This is a genomic window from Allobrachymonas sp., from assembly GCF_041912815.1.
GTDB lineage: Bacteria > Pseudomonadota > Gammaproteobacteria > Burkholderiales > Burkholderiaceae_C > Brachymonas.
This window is the reverse complement of sequence record NZ_JAYRLV010000008.1, coordinates 38340-62742: the sequence shown is the minus strand read 5'-3', so window position 1 is coordinate 62742 and position 24403 is coordinate 38340. Positions and strand designations below refer to the sequence as shown.

Here is a 24403-nt window from a genome sequence, read left to right as displayed (position 1 = left end):
TGCATTGGATTTTCAAGGATTTTTCTTTCCAGCACCTTGCAGTGGTGTGATTTTATTTCACAGTGAGAAATCAATAATCGCAATTTGGAATTTGACTTTCTTATGGGATACTTCGCTGGCAAACTCTTGCACAGGCACCCGGAACATGCCTATGCCACATGGCCGGGCGCCCACATACCAGACACCCAGAGACAAGGAGACAAGACATGTCCTCTGCACAGCAACCGTACCCCGGCCAGGTGCCGGGCGATGTCGATCACGAGGAAACCCGCGAGTGGATGGATGCGCTTTCAAGCGTGATCCGGAACGAGGGCAAGGACCGGGCACATTTCCTGCTCGAACAGCTGCTCGAACACGCGCGCCAGAACAGCATCGACATGCCGTTTTCCGCCACGACCGGCTACGTCAACACGCTCGAACCGGAGCAGGAGGCGCGTTGCCCCGGCAATATCGCCATCGAAAAGCGGCTGCGTGCCTACATGCGCTGGAACGCCATGGCCATGGTGGTGCGGGCCAACCGCCTGCATCCCGAAGATGGCGGGGATCTGGGGGGACATATCGGGTCCTTTGCCTCGCTGGCGTCCATGCTGGGGGCGGGCTTCAACCATTTCTGGCACGCCGAGAGCGAGTCCCATGGCGGCGACTGCATCTACATTCAGGGGCACAGCGCACCGGGCATCTATGCGCGGGCCTTTCTGGAGGGGCGCCTGACCGAGGAGCAGCTCGACAACTTCCGGCAGGAAGTGGGTGGGCATGGTCTGTCGAGCTACCCGCATCCCAAGCTGATGCATGACTTCTGGCAGTTTCCCACGGTCAGCATGGGCCTCGGGCCGCTGATGGCCATCTACCAGGCACGGTTCCTGAAGTACCTGCATGCACGCGGCATTGCCGACACGGCCAACCGCAAGGTGTGGGTTTTCTGCGGCGACGGCGAGATGGACGAGCCGGAGAGCCTGGGAGCCATCGGCCTGGCAGCGCGCGAGGGGCTGGACAACCTCATCTTCGTCATCAACTGCAACCTCCAGCGGCTCGATGGCCCGGTGCGTGGCAACGGCAAGATCATCCAGGAGCTCGAAGGCGAATTCCGTGGCTCGGGCTGGAACGTGATCAAGCTCATCTGGGGCAGCAACTGGGATCCGCTGCTCGCCCGCGACACCACAGGCAGGCTGCGCCAGCTGATGATGGAAACGCTCGACGGCGACTACCAGGCGCTCAAGGCCAACGACGGGGCCTATGTGCGCAAGCACTTCTTTGGCAAGTACCCCGAGACCGCCAAGCTCGTGGAGCACATGACGGACGAGGAAATCTGGGATCTGCGCCGCGGCGGCCATGATCCCCAGAAGGTGTACGCTGCCTTCCATGCGGCCAATGCCCACCGTGGGCAGCCGAGCGTGCTGCTGGTCAAGACCATCAAGGGCTATGGCATGGGCAAGGCCGGCGAGGGCAAGAACACCGTGCACCAGACCAAAAAGCTCAGCGACGAGGATGTGAAGTACATCCGCGACCGCTTCAACGTACCGATTCCCGACAGCGAGCTGCACAAGATTCCGTACTTCAAGCCCGCTGACGACACGCCTGAGATCCAGTACCTGCACGCGCACCGCAAGGCGCTGGGCGGCTACCTGCCGCATCGCCGCGTGCGCAGCGACGAGAGCTTCACCGTGCCTGCGCTTGACACCTTCCAGGCCGTGCTCGATCCCACGGCCGAGGGGCGCGAGATCAGCACCACCCAGGCCTATGTGCGCTTTCTCACCCAGCTGCTGCGCGACAAGGCGATGGGCCCCCGTGTGGTGCCCATTCTGGTCGACGAGGCTCGTACCTTCGGCATGGAAGGGCTGTTCCGCCAGATCGGCATCTACAACCCCAAGGGCCAGCTCTACACGCCGGTCGACCGGGACCAGGTGATGTACTACAAGGAGCAGGAAAACGGCCAGATCCTCCAGGAAGGGATCAACGAGGCCGGCGGCATGGCCAGCTGGATGGCGGCCGCCACGAGCTACAGCACGAGCAACCGGATCATGATCCCGTTCTATGTGTACTACTCGATGTTCGGCTTCCAGCGGGTGGGCGATCTGGCATGGGCCGCAGGCGACATGCAGGCGCGCGGCTTCCTGCTCGGTGGCACGAGCGGTCGGACCACTCTCAACGGCGAGGGGCTGCAGCATGAGGATGGCCACAGCCACATTCTGGCGGGCACGATTCCCAACTGCGTCACCTACGACCCCACCTTCGCCCATGAGGTGGCTGTGATCCTGCACCATGGCCTCAAGCGCATGGTCGAGAAACAGGACAACGTGTTCTTCTACCTCACGCTGCTCAACGAGAACTACGCCATGCCCGGCCTGCAGGCCGGAACCGAGGAGCAGATCATCAAGGGCATGTACCTGTGCCGGCACGGGGTCGAGGGGCAGCCGCTGCTGCGGGTGCAGCTGCTCGGCTCCGGCTCCATCCTGCGCGAGAGCATTGCCGCCCAGGCGCTGCTGGCTCAGGACTGGGGCGTGGCCGCCGATGTGTGGAGCTGCCCGAGCTTCAACGAACTGGCCCGCGACGGCCAGGCCACCGAGCGCTGGAACCTGCTGCATCCGCTGGAGGAGCGCCGTCCGTCGTTTGTCGAGTCCCAGCTCGGACAGACCATCGGCCCGGTGGTGGCATCGACCGACTACATCAAGGCCTATGCCGAGCAGATCCGCCCGTTCATTCCGGCCGGCCGGGGCTACCGCGTGCTGGGCACCGATGGTTTCGGTCGCAGCGATTTCCGTTCCCGCCTGCGTCGCCACTTCGAGATCGATCGCCACTACATCGTCGTGGCTGCGCTCAAGTCGCTGGCGGACGAAGGCTCGCTGCCTGCTTCCAAGGCGCAGGAGGCCATCGAGAAATACGGTCTCGATGCCGACAAGATCAATCCGCTCAACGCCTGACGTGCGAGCACAAGGAGACAACCCATGGCAATCATCGAAGTCAAGGTCCCCGACATCGGGGACTTCAAGGACGTGGCCATCATCGAGCTGCTCGTCAAGCCGGGTGATACCGTGCGCACCGAACAGAGCCTGGTCACGGTAGAGAGCGACAAGGCCAGCATGGAAATCCCGTCGTCGGCTTCCGGCATCGTTCGGGAGCTCAAGGTCGGCCTCGGCGACAAGGTGAGCGAAGGCTCCACCCTCCTGCTGCTCGAAACGGCAGCAGAGGCGGCTGCTCCTGCTCCTGCGGCCCCGGCCGTGCCGGACACCGAACCTTCGGTGCCCCAGGCAGCCGTTCCTGCAGCAGTCACGGCGACCGTTGCTGCTGCCGCTGTTGCCGCTGCAGTGCCGCCGGTGGGGCCCATCGAAGTGCGGGTGCCGGACATCGGAGACTTTCACGACGTTGCGGTGATCGAGGTGCTGGTCAAGCCAGGCGACCGGGTGGAGGCCGAGCAAAGTCTCATTACCGTCGAGAGCGACAAGGCCAGCATGGAGATTCCCTCTTCTGCGGCAGGCATCGTGCAGGACATCAAGGTCGCCCTGGGCGACAGGGTCAATCAGGGGGATCTGGTGCTCACCCTGCAGGGAACCTCAGAAGCGGCAGCGCCTGCAGCCGTGGCGTCCGGGCAGGAAGCGGCTCCGGCGGCGGTTTCCGGGCAGCCGGCACTGGCCCCGATGCCGGCACCGTCTGTCCAGGCGGCGCCGGCCGTGGCGCCGGTGGCACCCTATGTGGCCGCCGCAGGCGCCGTGGGGCAGCCGCATGCCTCTCCCACCGTGCGCAAGTTCGCCCGCGAGCTGGGAGTTTCGCTTGCCGAGGTGCGGGGTTCCGGCGCCAAGGGACGCATCCTGCAGGAGGATGTGCAGGCCTTTACCAAGGCTGTCATGACCGGGGCTACCCGCACCCAGGCCCAGCAGGCTGCAGCGCCCGCACCCACTGCGCCAGCAGGTGGTGGAGCCGGACTCGACCTGTTGCCATGGCCTAAGGTGGATTTCACCAAGTTCGGGGCCATCGAATCGCAGCCGCTGTCGCGCATCAAGAAACTCAGCGGAGCCAACCTGAGCCGCAACTGGGTCATGATTCCGCACGTCACCTATTGCGAGGACGCCGACATCACCGACCTCGAAGCCCTGCGCGTGCAGCTCAATGCCGAAAAGAAGAACCAGCAGGCAGGCATCAAGGTCACCATGCTGTCGTTCCTCATCAAGGCCTGTGTCTCTGCCCTCAAGGAGTTTCCCGATTTCAACGCCTCGCTCGACGGCGACAGCCTGATCCGCAAGCACTACTACCACATCGGCTTTGCCGCCGATACGCCCAACGGCCTCGTCGTCCCCGTCATTAGGAATGCGGACCAGAAGGGCATCCTGGAAATCAGCCGCGAGCTGGCCGAACTCAGCAAGAAGGCTCGCGACGGCAAGATCGGCCCGGCCGACATGACCGGTGCCTCCTTCACCATCAGCAGCCTCGGCGGCATCGGCGGGACGTATTTCAGTCCCATCATCAATGCGCCCGAAGTGGCCATTCTGGGCGTCTGCCGCAGCGAGATGAAGCCACGCTGGAACGGGACCGCCTTCGAGCCGCGCCTCATGCTGCCCCTGTCGCTCAGCGCGGACCACCGCGTCATCGACGGAGCCTCTGCTGCGCGCTTCAACGCCTATCTGGCCCAGGTCCTGGCGGACTTCCGCCGCGTGCTGCTGTGAAAGGGGAGCCCATCATGAGCGAAGTGCAGATCAAGGTCCCCGATATTGGAGACTTCAAGGACGTGGCCGTCATCGAGCTCCTCGTCAAGCCCGGCGATGCCGTGCAGGAAGAGCAGAGCCTGGTCACGGTGGAAAGCGACAAGGCCAGCATGGAAATCCCCTGCAGCCAAGCAGGCATCGTCAGGCAGGTGCTGGTACAGCTGGGAGACCGGGTGAGCGAGGGATCGCCCCTGGTCGTGCTGGAAACCCAGTCAGACGGTGCTGCTGCGCCGTCTCCCGAGGCTCCCGCGACCCTGGCTTCCGGGCAGGCGATGCAGACGGCGCCCATATCCACCCCCTCGCCAGCTCCTATCGCCGCTTCCGCGCCCGTCGCGCCTGCACTCGATGCGGGTGAAGACGCCTACGACGTTCTGGTGCTGGGCGGAGGGCCTGGTGGATACAGCGCCGCCTTCCGTGCCGCTGACCTGGGCCTGCGGGTGGTGCTCGTCGAGCGCTATGCCACCCTGGGAGGAGTCTGTCTCAATGTCGGCTGCATTCCTTCCAAGGCCTTGCTGCATGTGACGGCCGTCATGGACGAGGCACGCCATCTTGCAGCGGCAGGCATCGCCTTCGGCGAGCCCGAGGTGCAGCTCGATGGCCTGCGCGCCCACAAGCAGAAGGTCGTGGACAAGCTCACGGGCGGACTCGGGGCCATGGCCAAGATGCGCAAGGTGACGCTCGTGCGAGGCTATGGCAGCTTTGTCGATGCCCATCATGTGCGCGTCGAGGAAACCACCGGCACAGGCCAGGACAAGACCGGTGCCACGCACGTGCTCGCCTTCCGCACCTGCATCATCGCGGCCGGCAGCCAGGCGGTGCACTTGCCCTTCCTGCCCGACGATCCGCGCATTGTCGACAGCACCGGGGCCCTGTCCCTGCGTGAAGTGCCCCGGCGCATGCTGATTCTGGGGGGCGGCATCATCGGTCTTGAAATGGGGACCGTCTACAGCACCCTGGGCGCACGCCTGGATGTGGTCGAAATGCTGGACGGACTCATGCAGGGGGCCGACCGCGATCTGGTCAAGGTGTGGCAGAAGATGAATGCCCCCCGCTTCGACCGCATCATGCTCAAGACCCGTACCGTCGCCGCGCGTGCGACGGACGCCGGCATCGAGGTCACCTTCGAGGGCCAGGATGCTCCGGAGCCCCAGACCTACGACCTCGTGCTCCAGGCCGTCGGGCGCACGCCGAACGGCAACAAGATCGGTGCCGACAGGGCCGGAGTGCAGGTGGGCGAGCGCGGGTTCATTCCCGTCGACCAGCAGCTGCGCACCAACATGTCGCACATCTTCGCCATCGGCGACATCGTGGGCCAGCCCATGCTGGCGCACAAGGCCGTGCATGAAGGGCATGTGGCCGCAGAAGTCATTGCGGGCGAGCTGCAGGGCAAGCGTGAGCTGGCCACCCGGGTCATGGATGCCCGGGTCATCCCCAGCGTGGCCTATACCGATCCCGAGGTGGCCTGGGTGGGCCTGACCGAGGAACAGGCACGCGCTCAGGGCATTGCCATCACCAAGGGACTGTTCCCGTGGACAGCCTCTGGACGTGCCATCGCCAACGGCCGTGACGAAGGCTTCACCAAGCTGCTGTTCGATGCCGAGACACACCGCATCGTCGGGGGGGGCATCGTCGGAACCCATGCAGGGGACATGATCGGAGAGATCGCCCTGGCCATCGAAATGGGAGCCGATGCCGTCGACATCGGGGCGACCGTGCACCCCCATCCCACGCTGGGGGAAAGCATCGGCATGGCCGCCGAGGTTGCCGAAGGCAGCTGCACCGACCTGCCGCCCACGCGACGCCGCTGATCTGCCCGGAGCACCCTCGGACCGAACCATGGCCATGCCAGTGGCCAGTTCGGGGGCTCCGGTGCACAGAAAAACACAAGGCCCTCTGCATGCAGAGGGCCTTTGCTTGGCAGGTACCTGTAACCCTTCGCCCCGGCAGTTCCGCAAGGGACTGCCGAAAGCAGAAGGGAAGGGTGCAGAAAACCGCTTATTCTTCGCCGCTGTTCAGGCTGTTCATGAGGCTCTTGGCACTCATGCGCATGGGAGCGCCGTTGCTGTCGAGCACCCTGCGGGCCCCATCGAAGCGGCTGTTCCAGTACTGTACGTCCATGTTCTCGATGCGAACCTGGGCACCCGTGCGCGGGGCATGAATGAATTTGCCCTCGCCCACATAGATGCCCACATGGCTGAAGGCACTGCGCATGGTGTTGAAGAACACCAGATCACCCGGGCGCAACTCGGAGCGGCTGATCGTCTGGGTGGCTGCGGCCTGGTCGACAGCGCGGCGGGGCAGAACCCGGCCGAGCGTCTTCTCGAACGTGGCGCGCACAAAGCCGCTGCAGTCAAACCCCGTATCGGCGGAATTGCCGCCATACCGGTACGGCACGCCGATGAAGCCCATCGCAGTGCTGACGAGATCGGTGGCCGTGTCGCGCACGTTGCGGCCCACGTGCTGAATCTGGGAGACAATCTTCTGTCCGCTGATGAAGCGGTCCAGATCATCGGATTGTGGCGCTGCCTGTGCTGCGACAGCCACGCAGGCGAGGACTAAGGCGATCAACTTCTTCATGGGGTTCGAGTGTAAACGACATGTAAGAGCGCACAAACACGCGCTTACCCTTTTCTGGGGGTGATCTTTCACTTTTTTGTTTCAAAAAGCCCCTAAAAACTGAAGAATGGCTGACAACTTCGTCAGAAAACCCTTTTCATTCCCGTGACAGTCAGGTACGAATCCGCGCAAAGTGCTGTGCTTCGACGGGCGCCGTTACATTTTCCCCTGCCTCTGTTTTCTCCCTCCCCGCGAAAGACATATCACCATGCTGATCGAGAAACTCGAATCCCAGCTTCTGCTGATCGATTACCAGGCCCGGCTCATGCCCGCCATCCATGAGGGCACCGACGTGCTGCAGCGTGCCACCACGCTGGCACGCATCGCCTCGCTGCTGCAGGTGCCGGTCTGGGCGACCGAGCAGAATCCCGACCGCCTCGGTTCCAACGACGAGGCACTGCGCGCGCTGTGCAGCCGTACCCTTCCCAAGATGAGTTTCAGCGGTGTCGACGATGAGCTGCTGTCCCTGCTGCGTCCGCCCGCGCCTGCCCGCCCGGCCGGCAATGCGCGGAGTCTTCCCAAGCACCTGCAGAAGCCGCAGCCGGCCCGTCAGGAGCGCAACACCATCCTGGTGGCGGGGTGCGAGACCCATGTCTGCCTGCTCCAGACGGCTCTGGATCTGCTTGACGAGGAATTCGATGTCTGCGTGGTCACGGATGCCTGTGGTTCCCGCCGGGAGCGCGACCGTGATGCTGCCTTCGACCGACTGGCTGGAGCCGGTGCCGAACTGGTGACTGTGGAAATGGTGGCCTTCGAGTGGCTGCGCAGTGCGGCTGACCCCCATTTCAAGGAAGTGCTCCCTCTGATCCGCTGATATTTGCCGAATTTCACGAGTCCAGCTTCGGTGCAGTCCCTTCCCTTCAAGAGGCTGCACCGAGTTGTCCGCAATGTGTGAATCTGCAGAGTAGGGGACTTTCCCGAGGGAGTGCGTCAGTCCTGCGCAAGACAGCGCTTTCCATAATCTGTGGCATCCATGCGCCACAAAAGAACTGAAACACCGTGCGCAATTGTTGTGCATTCCCGGTACACCGAGCGTTCGCCGGATCGGTGCATGCGCCATCGATCCGGCCACCATCCCGGGCTGCATGCTGTCCATAGCCACAGAGGAGGCGGGTTCGATCGCATCAGAAGTTCAATGCCACCCCATGCACCATGCCAGTGCGCATGGACCGACAATTCCCATATGTTCCATGCCCGGAGGGATTTTCCCTTTTGTCAGAAGGACATGACGGAGCCATGCAGTTTCTCAAACAGTGGCAGAATAGCGAGCCTGACTTAAGGGCGTGCTATTTGCAGTTCAGCCTAGTACCAGCGGGATAACGCCCGAATTTCCTTCCAAGTCACAGTCGCATCCGCCAACCGGTTCAGCCGTGTCGCGGAAGGTTTCTACCAACCAGCTAATGCGTTCTCAAGGAACGCGGAGGTAAGCGCAAGATGAGCGATTCATCGCAGGTTTTCAAAACCTACCAATCCAATACCTACCTTTTCGGTGGGGATGCTCCGTACGTCGAGGAGATGTACGAGAACTACCTGGCCAACCCAGGCAGCGTCCCTGACGACTGGCGGGTCTATTTTGACAACCTGCAGCATCTGCCGGCTGGCAACGGCACCCAGAACCGGGACGTCCCGCACCTCCCCGTGGTCAACGCCTTTGCAGAGCGTGCCAAGCAGGGCGGCACCCAGGTCGTGTTCGCCAACGCCGACGTCGACATCGGCCGCAAGCGCACTGCCGCTCAGCAGCTCATCGCCGCCTACCGCAATTCCGGTGCCCGCTGGGCCAATCTCGACCCGCTCCAGCGCAATCCGCGTCCCGAGATTCCCGAGCTCGACCTGTCCTTCTACGGATTCTCTGACGCCGATCTCGAAACCGTCTTCAACACCAGCAACACCTTCTTCGGCAAGGAGCGCATGTCTCTGCGCGAGTTGCTGAATGCTCTGCGTGAAACCTACAGCGGCACCATCGGTGCCGAATTCATGCATACCAGCGACTTCAACGAGAAGCGCTGGTGGCAGCAGAAGCTCGAATCCTCGCTGGCCAAACCCCATTTCGAGGGCAACCGCAAGCAGCGCATCCTGGAGCGCCTGACGGCCGCCGAAGGGCTCGAACGCTTCCTGCACACCAAGTATGTGGGGCAGAAGCGCTTCTCGCTCGAAGGAGGCGAGAGCTTCATCGTGGCCATGGATGAAATCATCCGTCAGGGGGGCGACAAGGGCGTCGAGGAAATCGTGATCGGCATGGCCCACCGCGGCCGTCTGAACGTGCTCGTGAACACGCTGGGCAAGCTCCCGCGCGACCTGTTCGCCGAATTCGATCACACTGCGCCCGAAGACCTGCCCAGCGGGGACGTGAAGTACCACAAGGGCTTCAGCTCCGACGTGTCCTCCGACGGCAGGCCGGTTCACCTGAGCCTGGCCTTCAACCCGTCCCACCTCGAAATCGTCAACCCCGTGGTGGAAGGGTCCGTGCGTTCGCGCATGGATCGCCGCCACGACGCCGAAGGCCGTCAGGTGCTGCCCGTGCTGGTGCACGGCGATGCCGCCTTTGCCGGGCAGGGCGTGGTCATGGAAACGCTGGCACTTGCCGAAACCCGTGGCTACCACACCGGCGGCACGCTGCACATCGTCATCAACAACCAGATCGGCTTCACCACCTCCGATCCGCGCGACAGCCGCTCCACGCTGTACTGCACCGACGTGGTCAAGATGATGGAAGCTCCCGTGCTGCACGTCAACGGTGACGATCCCGAAGCCGTGGCCCTGTGCACCCAATGGGCCATCGACTACCGTGCCGAGTTCCACAAGGACGTGGTGGTCGACATCATCTGCTACCGCAAGCTGGGCCACAACGAGCAGGACACCCCCATGCTCACCCAGCCGCTGATGTACAAGAAGATCGCCAAGCATCCGGGTACGCGCAAGCTCTACGCCGACAAGCTGGCAGCGCAGGGCTTTGGTGCCACGCTGGGTGACGACATGGTCAAGGCCTACCGCGCTGCCATGGACGAAGGCCGTCACACCATCGATCCGGTGCTCAACAACTTCAAGAGCAAGTACGCCGTCGACTGGAGCCCCTACCTGGGCAAGAAGTGGACCGATGCAGGCGACACCTCCATTTCCATGACCGAGTGGAAGCGCCTGTCCGAGCGCGTCACGACCGTGCCCGAGAATTTCGCGGTGCACTCGCTCGTCAAGAAGGTGCTCGACGACCGAGCCGCCATGGGCCGGGGTGACATTCCGGTGGACTGGGGCATGGGCGAGCACATGGCCTTCGCCTCCCTGGTGGCTGCAGGTTTCCCGGTGCGCCTCTCCGGTGAGGATTGCGGTCGTGGCACTTTCACGCACCGCCATGCCGTGTTGCATGATCAGAAGCGCGAGAAGTCCGACGAAGGCATCTATGTGCCGCTTGAGCATGTGGCCGAGGCGCAGGCACCCTTCACCGTGATCGACTCGATCCTGTCCGAAGAAGCCGTGCTGGGTTTCGAGTACGGCTATGCCTCCAACGATCCCCACACCCTGGTGATCTGGGAAGCCCAGTTCGGCGACTTCGCCAACGGGGCCCAGGTAGTGATCGACCAGTTCATTGCCTCGGGTGAAGTGAAGTGGGGCCGTGTCAACGGCATCACGCTCATGCTGCCCCACGGCTACGAAGGCCAGGGGCCGGAGCACAGCTCCGCGCGCATCGAACGCTTCATGCAGCTCGCTGCCGATGCCAACATGCAGATCGTGCAGCCGACCACGGCCAGCCAGATCTTCCATGTGCTGCGCCGCCAGATGGTGCGCGATCTGCGCAAGCCGCTGATCATCTTCACGCCCAAATCGCTGCTGCGCAACAAGGACGCCACTTCTCCGCTGTCCGAATTCACCAAGGGCAGCTTCCAGACGATCATCCCCGAGCACAAGGAATCCGTGCTCAAGGCGGCCGACAAGGTCAGGCGTCTGCTGCTGTGCTCTGGCAAGGTCTACTACGACCTGGCCAAGAAGCGCGAGGAGTTGCAGGACGACACGGTGGCCATTGCCCGCGTCGAGCAGCTGTATCCCTTCCCGCACAAGGCTCTGGCCAACGAACTCAAGAAGTTCCCCAACCTGCAGGAAGTGGTGTGGTGCCAGGACGAGCCGCAGAACCAGGGTGCCTGGTTCTTCGTCCAGCATTCCATCTACGAGAACATGACGCCGGGCCAGAAGCTCGGCTATTCGGGCCGTGCCGCCTCGGCTTCTCCTGCAGTGGGATACGCCCACCTGCACCAGGAGCAGCAGAAGGCACTGGTCGAAGGAGCCTTCGGGCGCCTCAAGGGCTTCTTGCTCACGCGCTGACCGTTCCCCGGGTGCGTTCCGCCGCCGCGCGGGGCGCACCGTTCATTTCTCCCGTTGACTCCTCTTCACTCTGAAAGAACATCACCATGGCTATCGTAGATGTCAAAGTTCCCCAGCTCTCCGAATCCGTTGCAGAGGCCACTCTGCTGCAGTGGAAGAAAAAACCCGGCGAGGCCGTCGCCATCGATGAAATCCTGATCGAGATCGAGACCGACAAGGTCGTGCTCGAAGTGCCGGCTCCCGCTGCCGGCGTGCTCGCCGAGATCATCGAGGCCGATGGCGCCACCGTGGTGGCCGATCAGGTCATCGCCAAGATCGACACCGAGGCTCAGGCTGCCCCTGCTGCCGCTGCGGCTCCCGCACCTGCAGCAGCTCCTGCTGCCGCCGCACCCGCAGCCGCTGCTCCGGCAAGCTCCACCATGGCCGGCGTGCCCATGCCCGCTGCCGCCAAGCTCATGGCTGACAACAGCCTGCCTGCCGGCTCCGTGGCCGGTACCGGCAAGGATGGCCGCGTGACCAAGGGCGATGTGCTTGCCGCCGTCGAAGGAGGCGCCAAGCCTGCCGCTGCAGCCGCTCCCGCACCTGTGGCCGACATTCCGCTGGGGGATCGTCCCGAGCAGCGCGTGCCCATGACCCGTCTGCGTGCCCGCGTGGCCGAACGCCTGCTGCAGTCCCAGTCCACCAATGCCATCCTCACGACCTTCAACGAGGTCAACATGGCTCCCGTCATGGAAATGCGCAAGCGCTTCCAGGAAAAGTTCGAGAAGGAACATGGCGTCCGTCTGGGCTTCATGAGCTTCTTCGTCAAGGCTGCCGTGCACGCCCTCAAGAAGTACCCCGTCGTCAATGCCAGTGTCGATGGCACCGACATCATCTATCACGGCTACTTCGACATCGGCATTGCCGTGGGCAGTTCGCGTGGCCTGGTCGTGCCGATCCTGCGCAACGCCGATCAGCTGAGCTTCGCCGACATCGAGAAGAAGATCGCCGAGTTCGGCAAGAAGGCCAAGGACGGCAAGCTGAGCATCGAGGACCTGAGCGGCGGCACTTTCTCCATCAGCAATGGCGGCGTGTTCGGTTCGATGATGTCCACCCCCATCATCAACCCGCCCCAGTCTGCCATTCTGGGCGTGCACGCCACCAAGGACCGTGCCGTGGTCGAAAACGGCCAGGTGGTGGTGCGTCCCATGAACTACCTCGCCATGAGCTATGACCACCGCATCATCGATGGCCGTGAAGCCGTGCTGGCCCTGGTGGCCATGAAGGAAGCGCTGGAAGATCCGGCTCGCCTGCTGTTCGACATCTAAACCAGGCTCTGGCCATTGGACGGGTGGCTTGGGCCGCCCGTTTTTTCAGAAAAAGGATTTTTACATCATGTCCCAACAATTCGACGTCATCGTGATCGGTGCCGGTCCTGGCGGCTACATCGCCGCGATCCGTGCAGCCCAGCTCGGCAAGAAGGTGGCCTGCATCGACGAATGGAAGAATGCCAAGGGCGGCGCTGCCCCCGGTGGCACCTGCACCAACGTGGGCTGCATTCCCTCCAAGGCGCTGCTGCAGAGCTCGGAGCACTTCGAGCAGGCGCAGAATCACTTTGGCGAGCACGGCATCAGCCTCTCCAACCTCAAGATGGACGTGGGCCAGATGGTGGCCCGCAAGGATGAGGTGGTCAAGCAGAACAACGACGGCATCCTGTACCTGTTCAAGAAGAACAAGGTCAGCTTCTTCCATGGCCGCGGTTCGTTCGTCAAGGCGGTCGATGGCGGCTATGAAATCCAGGTCACCGGGGACAAGCCCGAAACCCTGGTAGGACAGCATGTCATCGTGGCCACGGGATCGACTGCACGTGCACTGCCTCAGGCTCCGTTCGACGAGGAGACCATTCTCTCCAACGATGGCGCCCTGCGCATCGGTTCCGTGCCCAAGAAGCTCGTGCTCATCGGGTCCGGCGTGATCGGTCTCGAAATGGGGTCCGTATGGCATCGTCTGGGTGCCGAGGTCACGATTCTGGAAGGTCTGCCGACTTTCCTCGGTGCCGTGGATGAGCAGATCGCCAAGGAAGCCAAGAAGGCCTTCGACAAACAGGGCCTGCGCATCGAGCTGGGCGTCAAGGTCGGCGAGATCAAGAAGGGCAAGAAGGGCGTGTCCGTGGCCTACACCGATGCCAAGGGTGCCGAACAGAAGATCGATGCCGACAAGCTCATCGTCTCCATCGGCCGGGTGCCCAATACCCAGGGCCTGAACCCCGAAGCCGTGGGCCTGCCGCTCGACGAGCGTGGCGCCATCGTGGTGGACGCAGACTGCCGCACCAGCCTGCCCAATGTGTGGGCAGTGGGTGACGTGGTGCGTGGCCCGATGCTGGCGCACAAGGCGGAGGAAGAGGGCGTGGCCGTGGCCGAGCGTATCGCGGGGCAGCATGGGCATGTCAACTTCAACACCATTCCCTGGGTTATCTATACCAGCCCGGAAATCGCCTGGGTGGGCCGTACCGAACAGGCACTGAAGGCCGAAGGCGTGGCCTACAAGGCGGGTTCCTTCCCCTTCATGGCCAACGGGCGTGCCCGTGCGCTGGGGGATACCACCGGCATGGTCAAGATTCTGGCCGACGCCAAGACCGATGAGGTTCTTGGTGTGCACATCGTCGGGCCGATGGCTTCCGAGCTGATCTCCGAAGCTGTTCTGGCCATGGAGTTCCGTGCCAGCAGCGAGGACATCGCACGGACCTGCCATGCGCATCCGACGCTGTCCGAGGCGACCAAGGAAGCTGCGCTCGCCGTCGAAAAGCGTGCGCTCAACTTCTGATGGCCACGACGGCAGTTCCCTCTGGGCCGGTCGCGCGCATCTACGAGCGTGAGCTCGCGGCGCGCGGCTTCCGCAGCGATCCGGCGCAGCTGCGCGCCATCGCTGCGCTTGAACGCTGCGCGCAGGACTGGTCCCAGTACAAGAGCCAGCGTTCGAGCAAGCTCAAGAAGCTCATCAACCGTCCTCCCATTCCGCGCGGCGTGTACATGTACGGCGGCGTGGGGCGAGGCAAGAGCTTTCTCATGGACTGTTTCTTCGAGGCAGTGCCCATCAAGCGCAAGACGCGGCTGCACTTCCACGAATTCATGCGTGAAGTGCACCGCGAGCTGGCCCGGCTGCAGGGCACCCAGAATCCCCTGCAGGCGCTGGGGGTTCAGATGGCCAAGCGCTTCAAGCTGATCTGCTTCGATGAGTTCCATGTGGCCGACGTGACAGACGCCATGATCCTGCACCGCCTGCTGGAGTCCCTGTTCGACAACGGGGTGGGTTTCGTCACCACTTCCAACTTCCGGCCTGATGACCTGTACCCCAACGGGCTGCACCGTGACCGCATTCTGCCGGCCATTGCCCTGCTCAATGAGCGGCTTGAAGTCATCAATGTCGACAACGGCACCGACTACCGCCAGCGCGAGCTGGAGAAGCTGCGGCTGTATCTGACGCCGCTCGACGCGCAGACCGATGCAGAGATGCAGGCCGACTTCGACAACCTGGCCGACGGAGACGAGGCGGATCCGGTCATTGCGCTCACCTCACGACAGATCCCGGCCATCCGACGGGCCGGAGGCGTGATCTGGTTCGATTTCCGGGAGCTGTGCATCGAGCCCCGTTCGCAGAACGACTATCTCGAAATCGCCACCACCTTCCATACCGTGATGGTGTCGCACGTGCCGCAAATGCCCGAAACCATGGCGTCGGTGGCGCGTCGCTTCACCCTGCTGGTCGACGTGCTGTATGACCGCCGTGTCAAGCTGGTCGTGTCGGCCGCCGTGCCGCCCGAAGAGCTCTATACACGGGGCATGCTGGCACATGAGTTCGTGCGGACCGTTTCCCGCCTCGACGAGATGCAGTCCGCCGAATATCTGGCGCTGGAGCACCGCCATGTCGACATCAGCATCACCTAAAGGAGCGGGCATGCCATTGAACCTGAACCTCGACTCGACCGGTGTCGTCCGCATCGTGTGCACAGCAGGGCGTCTGTGCCGGCTGCCGGGGCTGTGCATGCCCCTGCTGCTGGCTGCATGCAGCTTCCCCACCTTGCCGGACAGCCGTCCCACCGTGCAGGAGGTGCCGTTTCTGGGCCAGCAGATGACCCAGGAGCAGATCAGCACCCGTCGCGCAGAGGTGGTTGCTTCCAGGGCCACCCTGCGACAGGAGCTCGCGCAGGACAAGGCAGCGTGCTATGCCCGTTTTCTGGTCAACCGCTGCCTGCGCCAGCATCAGGATGCGTTCACGCAGCGCGACCATGTCTACCAGCTGCAAGACATCGAACTGAACCGGCAGGAACGTGCCCTCAAGGACATCGATACCCAGCTGCGTCTTCAGCACAAGGCAGCACAGGCGGCCGCACAGGCAGCTTCTTCTTCCACAGCGCCGTGACGCGCGACTGGGCCGTGCATTCCGGAGTCTGCGGGCTCCATGGGAGCGCGGCCTTTCACATTCTTCTCTTGCCTGCATGGCTGTCAGAGGCAGCCCGTCATTTTCCCCATGGCTGAAATTCGCACCACCTTTCGTGACCAGACCCTCTTTCTGCACATGGGCAGCCCGGGAACGCTGGATGAAGCCCTCTTCGTGAGCGCCATCGAGATTCTCAATGAAGCCGAGCGGGACCCCGACACCCTGAGTCTGGTGCTCAGCGACGAAGGCTATTTCGGTTCACAGCCCTTGCCGGTCGGCGAACGATCCACCCAGCAGCGGCTGGATCGGTGGCTGGAGCAGTTCCATGCCTTTCTGGAAACCCTCATGACCTTTCCCAAGCCCGTGGTGGCCAGCCTCTGCGGTGATCTGGGTGAGCTGGGCCTGGCGACAGCCTGCAATTGCGACGGCTGGGTGGTGACAGGACACACGCGCATCCGGCTGCGGCACATTGCGATGGGGCGCACGCCCATGGGGGCCCTGAGCTGGCATCTGTCGCGCATGCTGCCTGCGCCTGCCGTGCTGCGCGTGCTGGCAGGAGACGCCATCGAAGCTGCCATGCTGTTTCAGTGGGGCCTGTGTGGGCGACCCGTCGAGCAGGAGCAGCGCATGGAGGCCACGCTCCGTGTGGCGGCGACCTACAACCGCCTTCCGCCCGGTGCCCTGCAGGCGACCAAGACGCTGCTGCGGGAAGAGGAGGGGAGTGCCTATCATGCAGCCCTCCTGCAGGAGGCACGTCTTCTGGTCCGCTCTCTGTAATCTTGCAAAGCCCGAACGCGAGTGCCTTCAGGCATGCCTCTCTTCTTTCTTGCGTGCTCTGTGCAGCGTGAGAGGGAGAGGCGGGGGGGACGCTCCTGACGCCATGCGGCACGGGCATCAGGGCCTTGCACCGCATGGGAGCCAGGTGATACGCAACGAGGCGAGACGAGATGCCATGAGACGAAAAAAAGGATGCCTCGAGGCATCCTTTTTTGATGGCAAAGCCCGAAGGCTTCAGGAGAAGAAGGCCTTGGCCTTGTCGAACCAGCTCTTTTCGCTGGGGCTGTGCTTGCCTCCACCTTTGACCAGAGACTCGTCGAGCTGGCGCAGCAGCTTGCGCTGGTGCTCCGTGAGCTTGACCGGGGTCTCGACCGTGATGTGGCAGTACAGGTCTCCGGGCGTGGAGGAGCGTACCCCCTTGATGCCCTTGCCGCGCAGCCGGAACTGCTTGCCGTGCTGGGTTCCTTCGGGAATGTCGATGACTGCTTTGCCGTCGAGCAGCGTGGGAACATCGATTTCTCCGCCCAGCGCCGCCTTGGTAAAGCTGATCGGCACCACGCAGTGCAGATCATCGCCATCGCGCTCGAAGATCTCGTGCTTGCGCAGCCGGATCTCGATGTAGAGATCCCCAGGCGGGCCGCCGTTGGGGCTGGCTTCTCCGTTGCCTGCGCTGCGGATGCGCATGCCGTCGTCGATGCCGGCGGGAATGTGCACTTCCAGAGTCTTCTGACGCTGGATGCGCCCTTCGCCATGACAGCTGGGGCAGGGTTCGGGAATGATCTTTCCGGTGCCGTGGCAGTGCGGGCAGGTCTGCTGTACGCTGAAGAATCCCTGGCGGATCTGGACGACGCCGCTGCCATGGCAGGTCGGACAGGTCTTGGCACTCGTGCCGGGCTTGGCTCCGGAGCCGTGGCAGGTGTCGCACTCATCCCAGCCGGGGATGCGGATCTGGGCATCCTTGCCGGAGGCAGCTTCCTCCAGCGTGATGTCCATGGCGTAGTTCAGGTCATTGCCGCGATGCACCTGACGGCCGCCGCGCGCACCACCGCGTGCCTGCCCAAAGAGGTCTCCGAAGATGTCGCTGAAGCTCTCGAAGCCGCCGAAGCCGCCCCCAAAACCTCCCCCACCCATGTTGGGGTCCACTCCAGCGTGGCCATACTGGTCATAGGCAGAGCGCTTTTCATGGTCGCAGAGCATTTCGTATGCTTCCTTGGCCTCCTTGAACTTGGCCTCGGCCTCGGCGGCCTTGTCTCCCTGATTGCGGTCAGGGTGGTATTTCATCGCGAGTTTGCGATAGGCCTTCTTGATTTCGTCGTCACTGGCGTTGCGATTGACACCCAGTACTTCGTAGTAATCGCGTTTTGACATGGACAAATCCGAGCGATGCTGCGGTCAAAAATGGAGCATGGTCCCGATGCGTTCTTTCCGCGAAAGCGCCAGGAAAAACATGCGAAACGCCGCGTGGGCCTTTTCAGAGCTGCACGCGGCGGAAAAACAAGGAATATGGGCAATCCCCGACCGGACGGTCCTCCCTGAGGGAAAAAGCGCCATCCGGTCGGCGTGGGCGTCAGTCCTTCTTGACTTCCTTGACTTCGGCGTCCACGACATCGTCATCGGCCGGTGCTGCACCCGCAGCGGCGCCGGCTTCTGCCTGACCGGCACCCCCAGCGGCGGCAGCCTGCTGGGCGTAGACCTTTTCGCCGAGCTTCTGGCTGGCTTCCATCAGGGCGTTGGACTTGGCTTCGATGGCTTCCTTGTCGTCGCCCTTCAGAGCTTCGTCCACTTCCTTGAGGGCAGCTTCGATCTTGGCCTTTTCGTCGGCTTCGAGCTTGTCGCCGAGTTCGGTCATGGATTTGCGGACGCTGTGGGCCAGGGCATCAGCCTGGTTGCGGGCATTGACCAGCTCGACCTTCTTGTGGTCTTCGGCTGCGTTGAGCTCGGCGTCCTTCACCATCTTCTGGATTTCATCCTCGGACAGACCGGAGTTGGCCTTGATGGTGATCTTGTTTTCCTTGCCAGTGCCCTTGTCCTTGGCGCTGACGTGCAGGATGCCGTTGGCGTCGATGTCGAAGGTCACTTCGATCTGGGGCAGGCCACGCGGAGCCGGAGCGATGCCTTCGAGGTTGAACTCGCCGAGCAGCTTGTTGCCGCTGGTGACCTCACGCTCGCCCTGGAACACCTTGATGGTCACGGCCGGCTGGTTGTCCTCTGCCGTGGAGAAGGTCTGCGAGAACTTGGTCGGGATCGTGGTGTTCTTCTGGATCATCTTGGTCATCACGTTGCCCATGGTCTCAATGCCCAGGGACAGCGGGGTGACGTCGAGCAGCAGCACATCCTTGCGGTCGCCGGAGAGCACCTGGCCCTGGATGGCGGCACCGACAGCCACGGCTTCGTCCGGGTTCACGTCCTTGCGGGGTTCCTTGCCAAAGAACTCGCGCACCTTTTCCTGCACCTTGGGCATGCGGGTCATGCCGCCAACCAGGATGACGTCGCTCACTTCACCCACGCTGATGCCGGCATCCTTGATGGCGGTCTTGCAGGGAGCAATGGTGCGTTCGATCAGGTCTTCGACCAAGGCTTCGAGCTTGGCACGGGTGAGCTTGACGTTCAGGTGCTTGGGCCCCGAGGCATCGGCCGTGATGTAGGGCAGATTGATGTCGGTCTGGCTGCTGTTGGAGAGCTCGATCTTGGCCTTTTCGGCAGCTTCCTTGAGACGCTGCAGGGCGAGCACGTCCTTGCTCAGATCCACACCCTGTTCCTTCTTGAACTCGGTGATGATGTAGTCGATGATGCGCTGGTCGAAATCCTCGCCACCCAGGAAGGTGTCGCCGTTGGTGGACAGCACCTCGAACTGCTTTTCGCCATCGACGTCGGCGATCTCGATCACGGAGACGTCGAACGTGCCGCCGCCGAGGTCATACACCACGATCTTGCGGTCGTTGCGGTCCTGCTTGTCCAGGCCGAAGGCCAGTGCGGCGGCCGTCGGTTCGTTGATGATGCGCTTGACTTCCAGGCCCGCAATGCGGCCTGCGTCCTTGGTGGCCTGGCGCTGGGCGTCGTTGAAGTAGGCCGGCACGGTGATGACCGCTTCGGTCACGGCTTCGCCGAGATAGTCTTCGGCGGTCTTCTTCATCTTGCGCAGCACTTCTGCGCTGATCTGCGGGGGGGCGAGCTTTTTGTCGCGCACCTGCACCCAGGCATCGCCGTTGTCGGCCTTGATGATCTGGAAGGGCATCAGGTTGATGTCCTTCTGCACTTCCTTGTCCTCGAACTTGCGGCCGATCAGGCGCTTGATGGCAAAGAGCGTGTTCTTGGGGTTGGTGACGGCTTGGCGCTTGGCGGGAGCGCCAACCAGCACTTCACCATCTTCCTGATAGGCCACGATCGACGGCGTGGTGCGCGTACCTTCGCTGTTCTCGATCACGCGGGTATTGTTGCCTTCCATGATGGCCACGCACGAGTTGGTGGTGCCGAGGTCGATGCCGATGATTTTTCCCATTTGTAGGAACTCCTGTTTCTGTAATCCGTGATGTCAATGAGGGGGTGGAGCGCCCGGTGATGCGCATGCATGCATCGAACGATCCCTTGCTGAATAGGTGAGGTGTCCCGAAAAGCTTTTCAAGCGCCGGCAAGCACCTTTTTGAGGGTCATGCGCCTGCGCAGACCGTCACCAGTGCAGGGCGCAGCACGCGATCGGCAATGGTGTAGCCCTTCTGGAGCACGGTCACCACGGTGTTGGGTGCCTGGGTGCTGCCTTCGGGGGCAGGGACCATGCTGATGGCCTGGTGCTGGTGCGGATCGAAGGGTGTGCCGGGAGCGGGGTCGACTACCTTGACCTTGTTGCGCTCCAGGGCGCTTTGCAGCTGGCGCAGCGTGGCTTCGGTGCCTTCGCGGATCTGTTCTGCTGATCCGTTGGTGTGGGCCAGGCCGGCTTCGAGGCTGTCGAGAGCAGGCAGAAGACTTTCCGCAAAGCTTTCGATACCGAACTTGCGGGCCTTTTGCACTTCCTCATCGGCCCGGCGACGTGCGTTCTGCACTTCTGCCTGGGAGCGCAGATAGTGGTCGTTGAGTTCGTCGTACTTGGCCTGCAGAGCTGCGAGCTGTGCCTGCAGATCGGTGGATGCGGCCGTGGGTTCAGACGCGGCGGAGGCAGCAGCCGGGGCGGACTCTTCTGCGGGGGTCTGGGGTGCGGATGAAGTAGGGTTCATGGACTATCCGAGAATCAGTGAATGAAAACGGGCTGCGGATGCAGAAAACCGATGAAGAGATACCTCTGCTTGAATCGGCATCTTCTGCTCCTTCCATGCCATGCATGGATGTCTGACAGGTATCTGAAGTCCGTGCCGGGGTTTTCAAGAGGGAATGGGACAAAACCCTTCCATTGAGGGGGATTTTGTCCTCCAGCCATAGAAAAGGCACATGCGGCAGAGTGGCCGGATGTGCCTGGAAGGGGCAGGAGTGCCCTGCCGTTTCTGGCGATCCCGAAGGAATGCGCGGGTCGGATCAGCGCAGATCGAGCAGTTCGACGTCGAATTTCAGGGTGGCATTGGGAGGAATGACACCGCCTGCGCCACGTGCGCCGTAGCCGAGCTGGGGGGGAATGATGAGCGTGCGACGGCCACCGACCTTCATGCCGGCAACGCCTTCGTCCCAGCCTGCGATCACCATGCGCTGGCCCAGACCGAATACGAAGGGCTGACCGCGATCCTTGCTGGAGTCGAACTTGGCGCCCTGTGCGCCATTGTCATAGAGCCAGCCGGTGTAGTGCACCATGACCTGCTGGCCAGGCTGGGCTTCGGCGCCGGTGCCGATTTCGGTGTCGATGTACTGCAGGCCGCTGGCCGTCGTGACGGAAGAAGATGTGCTCATGGGAAGAATGCGGGTAAGGGGAGAACAAGCCTGTCTCCGCCTGCGGGCTGCAGGCTGAGACAGCGGATGGGTAATAGAGAGAGGATGCTGAAGGAGCAGGCTGGACAGGATCCGGCCGGCAGAATCAGTCGCCACCTCCCAGGAAGGTGCGCAGCTTGTCGCTGCGGCTCGGGTGCTTGAGCTTGCGCAGGGCCTTGTGCTCGATCTGGCGGATGCGCTCGCGGGTCACGTCGAACTGCTTGCCGACTTCCTCCAGGGTGTGGTCGTTGTCCATTTCGATGCCGAAGCGCATGCGCAGCACCTTGGCTTCGCGGGGGGTGAGGCCGTCGAGGATGTCCTTGACCACGTCGCGCAGGCCGGCCTGCATGGCGGCTTCCACCGGAGCGGTGTTGACACTGTCCTCGATGAAGTCGCCCAGGTGCGAATCATCGTCGTCCCCGATGGGAGTTTCCATGCTGATCGGCTCCTTGGCGATCTTCATGATCTTGCGGATCTTGTCCTCGGGGATGTCCATCTTCTCGGCCAGGATGGAGGCGTCCGGCTCGAAGCCGAATTCCTGCAGGTGCTGGCGCGAGATGCGGTTCATCTTGTTGATGGTCTCGATCATGTGCACCGGGATGCGGATGGTGCGGGCCTGGTCGGCGATGGAACGCGTGATGGCCTGGCGAATCCACCACGTGGCGTAGGTCGAGAACTTGTAGCCACGACGGTATTCGAACTTGTCGACGGCCTTCATGAGGCCGATGTTGCCTTCCTGGATCAGGTCGAGGAACTGCAGGCCGCGGTTGGTGTACTTCTTGGCGATGGAGATCACGAGACGCAGGTTGGCCTCGATCATTTCCTTCTTGGCATTGCGCGAGCGGCGTTCGCCGTCGTTCATGCGCTTGTTGATGGCCTTGAGCTCTTCCAGCGGCACATAGACCTGGGTCTGGAGGTTGATCAGGTTCTGCTGCAGTTCCTGGATGGGCGGGATGTTGCGCGCCATGGTGCTGCTCCACGGCTTGCCGGCTGCGGCCTGCTCCTCGACCCATTGCAGGTTGAGCAGGTTGGGCGGAAACTGGGCAATGAAGGTTTCCTGGGGCATGCGGCACTTGTCGACGATGATCTGGCGCAGCTTGCGTTCGTTCTGGCGGATCTGTTCGACCTGTCCGCGCACGGTGTCGCACAGCTTCTCGATGGTCTTGGCCGTGAAGCGGATGGTCATGAGCTCCTGGCTGAGCTTTTGCTGCGCCTTCATGTAGGTCGGCGTGCCATAGCCTTCCTTGTCGAAGGACTTGCGCATGGTGTCGAAGTGCTTGCGCAGCAGGTCGAAGCGACGCAGGGCCTCGTTCTTGAGCTCTTCCATCTTCTTGGTGAGCGCCTTGGTGCCACCGTCGTCGTCATCGTCGTCGTATTCGTCGAAGTCTTCCTCGGCCACGTAGTCGTCGGCTTCGTTGTTGTCTGCAAAGCCGTCGACGATGGTGGAGATGACGGCCTTGCCCTCGCGGATTTCCTCGGCCATGGCCAGGATTTCCTCGATGGTTGCGGGAGAGCCGGAGATGGCCTCCATCATGTCCATGAGACCGCCTTCGATGCGCTTGGCAATCTCGATCTCACCCTCGCGGGTCAGCAGCTCTACCGTGCCCATTTCGCGCATGTACATGCGCACCGGGTCGGTGGTGCGGCCAAATTCGTTGTCGACGTTCGACAGAGCGGCCTCGGCTTCTTCCTCGGCTTCTTCCTCGGTCGTGGCCGACCCGCTGGTATTGGCGAGCAGCAGGGTCTCGGCATCGGGGGTCTGTTCGTAGACGGCCACGCCCATGTCACCCAGCATCGAGACGACCACTTCGAGCGTTTCGCTGTCGACGAGCTTGTCGGGCAGGTGGTCGGAGATTTCCGCATTGGTGAGGTAGCCGCGGGTCTTGCCGAGCTTGATGAGCTCCTTGAGGCGCTGGCGGCGGGTGGAGACTTCCTCTTCGGACAGGATGGTCTCGTCAAGGCCGAACTCCTTCATGAGAGCGCGTTCCTTGGCCTTGGACAGCTTCATGCGCAGCGGCTTGACCTTTTCGGGCACGGCCGCAGCTGTCGGCGCGGCAGCGGGAGCCTCTTCCTCTTCCGCATGGTCGTCGGACAGGTCGGCGTCGAGGTCGGAAAAGTCCTCGTCCTCTTCGGAGGCTGCCTTGCGGCCCTTCTTGGCCGTGGTCTTGGAGGCTGCGGCCTTGCGTGGAGCCTTGGCGGCGGTCTTGGTGGTCCGCGTCTTGGTAGCCTTGGCCGGCGTGTCGGTATCGGGTGTGGCTGCAGCCGCCTCGGTTTCGGTGGCTACCTTGGCTGCGGTCGTGCGGGACTTGCGGGCGGTGGTGGCCTTGGCAGGCTGATCTTCGGTTTCCGGGCTGGCCTTGGCAGCCTTGACGCGGAAGATGCGGGGTGCGGGAGTGGAGGAGCTGGTCGTCGAGGACATGGTTTTTGTTTTGCTGCCACGCGCTGTCTTGGCAGCGGTGGGGGAGTCTTCGGGAGGAGTCGTCACGCTCTCGGGCGAGGCATCGGCGATCTTGTCGCCTGCGGCTTTTCTGCTGCGGGTCTTCACGACCGGAGTTCCTGGCTCAGCGGCGGGAGATTTGCGGGTCTTTTTGACCTTGGCTTCAACAGACGGAGAAGAAACGGATGAATCCGCGGTGCTGTCTTTTTTGGAGGTTGCCATGACTATCCCTTCCACACATCAGTTCGGAACGGGGCAGATGCCC

16 protein-coding genes are annotated in these 24403 nt (G+C 62.7%); 10 read left to right on the top strand and 6 right to left on the bottom strand.

Annotated elements, in window-relative coordinates; genetic code table 11:
- Window positions 1-206: 206 nt before the first annotated feature.
- From aceE to lpdA (ACE3P9_RS07795), 3 genes are read left to right on the top strand one after another with little or no spacing between them, the layout of a single operon-like run.
- Complete coding sequence (gene aceE / locus ACE3P9_RS07805) at window positions 207-2918, top strand: pyruvate dehydrogenase (acetyl-transferring), homodimeric type (RefSeq protein ID WP_374493068.1); 2712 nt, start codon at window positions 207-209, stop codon at window positions 2916-2918.
- Window positions 2919-2942: 24 nt separating this feature from the next.
- Window positions 2943-4655 carry a dihydrolipoyllysine-residue acetyltransferase gene (gene aceF / locus ACE3P9_RS07800; protein ID WP_374493067.1) on the top strand — a complete coding sequence of 571 codons (1713 nt, stop codon included), beginning with the start codon at window positions 2943-2945 and terminating at the stop codon, window positions 4653-4655.
- A gap of 14 nt (window positions 4656-4669) precedes the next feature.
- Window positions 4670-6502, top strand: coding sequence for a dihydrolipoyl dehydrogenase (gene lpdA, locus ACE3P9_RS07795; protein WP_374493065.1), 1833 nt, complete (start codon window positions 4670-4672; stop codon window positions 6500-6502).
- Window positions 6503-6689: 187 nt separating this feature from the next.
- On the opposite strand, the gene ACE3P9_RS07790 is transcribed toward lpdA (ACE3P9_RS07795), so the two are convergent.
- The gene (locus tag ACE3P9_RS07790; RefSeq protein WP_374493064.1) at window positions 6690-7271 is read right to left on the bottom strand and encodes a C40 family peptidase; all 582 of its coding nucleotides are present in this window, start codon (window positions 7269-7271) and stop codon (window positions 6690-6692) included.
- Window positions 7272-7518: 247 nt separating this feature from the next.
- On the opposite strand from ACE3P9_RS07790, the gene ACE3P9_RS07785 reads away from it, so the two are divergent.
- The 7 genes from ACE3P9_RS07785 (at window position 7519) to ACE3P9_RS07755 (ending at window position 16814) form a co-directional block, all read left to right on the top strand.
- Window positions 7519-8124, top strand: a complete 606-nt coding sequence (locus ACE3P9_RS07785; RefSeq protein WP_374493062.1) for an isochorismatase family protein — start codon at window positions 7519-7521, stop codon at window positions 8122-8124.
- Window positions 8125-8744: 620 nt separating this feature from the next.
- Complete coding sequence (locus ACE3P9_RS07780; RefSeq protein WP_374493060.1) at window positions 8745-11621, top strand: 2-oxoglutarate dehydrogenase E1 component; 2877 nt, start codon at window positions 8745-8747, stop codon at window positions 11619-11621.
- Window positions 11622-11707: 86 nt separating this feature from the next.
- Complete coding sequence (gene odhB, locus ACE3P9_RS07775) at window positions 11708-12928, top strand: 2-oxoglutarate dehydrogenase complex dihydrolipoyllysine-residue succinyltransferase (RefSeq protein WP_374493058.1); 1221 nt, start codon at window positions 11708-11710, stop codon at window positions 12926-12928.
- A gap of 67 nt (window positions 12929-12995) precedes the next feature.
- Entirely contained in the window at window positions 12996-14423 is a 1428-nt protein-coding gene (gene lpdA, locus ACE3P9_RS07770) for a dihydrolipoyl dehydrogenase (protein ID WP_374493056.1), read from the top strand.
- Window positions 14423-15544, top strand: coding sequence for a cell division protein ZapE (gene zapE / locus ACE3P9_RS07765; RefSeq protein ID WP_374493054.1), 1122 nt, complete (start codon window positions 14423-14425; stop codon window positions 15542-15544). Before lpdA (ACE3P9_RS07770) ends, zapE begins: the two co-directional genes overlap by 1 nt.
- A gap of 10 nt (window positions 15545-15554) precedes the next feature.
- The gene (locus tag ACE3P9_RS07760; RefSeq protein WP_374493052.1) at window positions 15555-16019 is read left to right on the top strand and encodes a hypothetical protein; all 465 of its coding nucleotides are present in this window, start codon (window positions 15555-15557) and stop codon (window positions 16017-16019) included.
- 108 nt (window positions 16020-16127) lie between these two features.
- Complete coding sequence (locus tag ACE3P9_RS07755; protein WP_374493051.1) at window positions 16128-16814, top strand: enoyl-CoA hydratase-related protein; 687 nt, start codon at window positions 16128-16130, stop codon at window positions 16812-16814.
- A 234-nt stretch (window positions 16815-17048) separates the two neighbouring features.
- Here the strand turns inward: ACE3P9_RS07755 and dnaJ are convergent, their stop codons facing one another.
- The 5 genes from dnaJ to rpoD all read right to left on the bottom strand — a co-directional run bounded on the left by dnaJ (window position 17049) and on the right by rpoD (window position 24360).
- Window positions 17049-18182, bottom strand: a complete 1134-nt coding sequence (dnaJ, locus tag ACE3P9_RS07750; protein ID WP_374493050.1) for a molecular chaperone DnaJ — start codon at window positions 18180-18182, stop codon at window positions 17049-17051.
- Between the two features lie 199 nt (window positions 18183-18381).
- The gene (dnaK, locus tag ACE3P9_RS07745; protein WP_374493048.1) at window positions 18382-20313 is read right to left on the bottom strand and encodes a molecular chaperone DnaK; all 1932 of its coding nucleotides are present in this window, start codon (window positions 20311-20313) and stop codon (window positions 18382-18384) included.
- 148 nt (window positions 20314-20461) lie between these two features.
- Entirely contained in the window at window positions 20462-21022 is a 561-nt protein-coding gene (gene grpE, locus ACE3P9_RS07740) for a nucleotide exchange factor GrpE (protein WP_374493046.1), read from the bottom strand.
- Window positions 21023-21317: 295 nt separating this feature from the next.
- The gene (locus ACE3P9_RS07735) at window positions 21318-21683 is read right to left on the bottom strand and encodes an FKBP-type peptidyl-prolyl cis-trans isomerase (protein ID WP_374493044.1); all 366 of its coding nucleotides are present in this window, start codon (window positions 21681-21683) and stop codon (window positions 21318-21320) included.
- Window positions 21684-21807: 124 nt separating this feature from the next.
- The gene (rpoD, locus tag ACE3P9_RS07730; RefSeq protein ID WP_374493043.1) at window positions 21808-24360 is read right to left on the bottom strand and encodes an RNA polymerase sigma factor RpoD; all 2553 of its coding nucleotides are present in this window, start codon (window positions 24358-24360) and stop codon (window positions 21808-21810) included.
- Between the last annotated feature and the right edge of the window lie 43 nt (window positions 24361-24403).

Bases quoted from the DNA above. Each gene is read 5' to 3' on its own strand.
- aceE (WP_374493068.1), top strand. From the start codon at position 207: ATGTCCTCTGCACAGCAACCGTACCCCGGCCAGGTGCCGGGCGATGTC.
- aceF (WP_374493067.1), top strand. From the start codon at position 2,943: ATGGCAATCATCGAAGTCAAGGTCCCCGACATCGGGGACTTCAAGGAC.
- lpdA (WP_374493065.1), top strand. From the start codon at position 4,670: ATGAGCGAAGTGCAGATCAAGGTCCCCGATATTGGAGACTTCAAGGAC.
- ACE3P9_RS07790 (WP_374493064.1), bottom strand. From the start codon at position 7,271: ATGAAGAAGTTGATCGCCTTAGTCCTCGCCTGCGTGGCTGTCGCAGCA.
- ACE3P9_RS07785 (WP_374493062.1), top strand. From the start codon at position 7,519: ATGCTGATCGAGAAACTCGAATCCCAGCTTCTGCTGATCGATTACCAG.
- ACE3P9_RS07780 (WP_374493060.1), top strand. From the start codon at position 8,745: ATGAGCGATTCATCGCAGGTTTTCAAAACCTACCAATCCAATACCTAC.
- odhB (WP_374493058.1), top strand. From the start codon at position 11,708: ATGGCTATCGTAGATGTCAAAGTTCCCCAGCTCTCCGAATCCGTTGCA.
- lpdA (WP_374493056.1), top strand. From the start codon at position 12,996: ATGTCCCAACAATTCGACGTCATCGTGATCGGTGCCGGTCCTGGCGGC.
- zapE (WP_374493054.1), top strand. From the start codon at position 14,423: ATGGCCACGACGGCAGTTCCCTCTGGGCCGGTCGCGCGCATCTACGAG.
- ACE3P9_RS07760 (WP_374493052.1), top strand. From the start codon at position 15,555: ATGCCATTGAACCTGAACCTCGACTCGACCGGTGTCGTCCGCATCGTG.
- ACE3P9_RS07755 (WP_374493051.1), top strand. From the start codon at position 16,128: ATGGCTGAAATTCGCACCACCTTTCGTGACCAGACCCTCTTTCTGCAC.
- dnaJ (WP_374493050.1), bottom strand. From the start codon at position 18,182: ATGTCAAAACGCGATTACTACGAAGTACTGGGTGTCAATCGCAACGCC.
- dnaK (WP_374493048.1), bottom strand. From the start codon at position 20,313: ATGGGAAAAATCATCGGCATCGACCTCGGCACCACCAACTCGTGCGTG.
- grpE (WP_374493046.1), bottom strand. From the start codon at position 21,022: ATGAACCCTACTTCATCCGCACCCCAGACCCCCGCAGAAGAGTCCGCC.
- ACE3P9_RS07735 (WP_374493044.1), bottom strand. From the start codon at position 21,683: ATGAGCACATCTTCTTCCGTCACGACGGCCAGCGGCCTGCAGTACATC.
- rpoD (WP_374493043.1), bottom strand. From the start codon at position 24,360: ATGGCAACCTCCAAAAAAGACAGCACCGCGGATTCATCCGTTTCTTCT.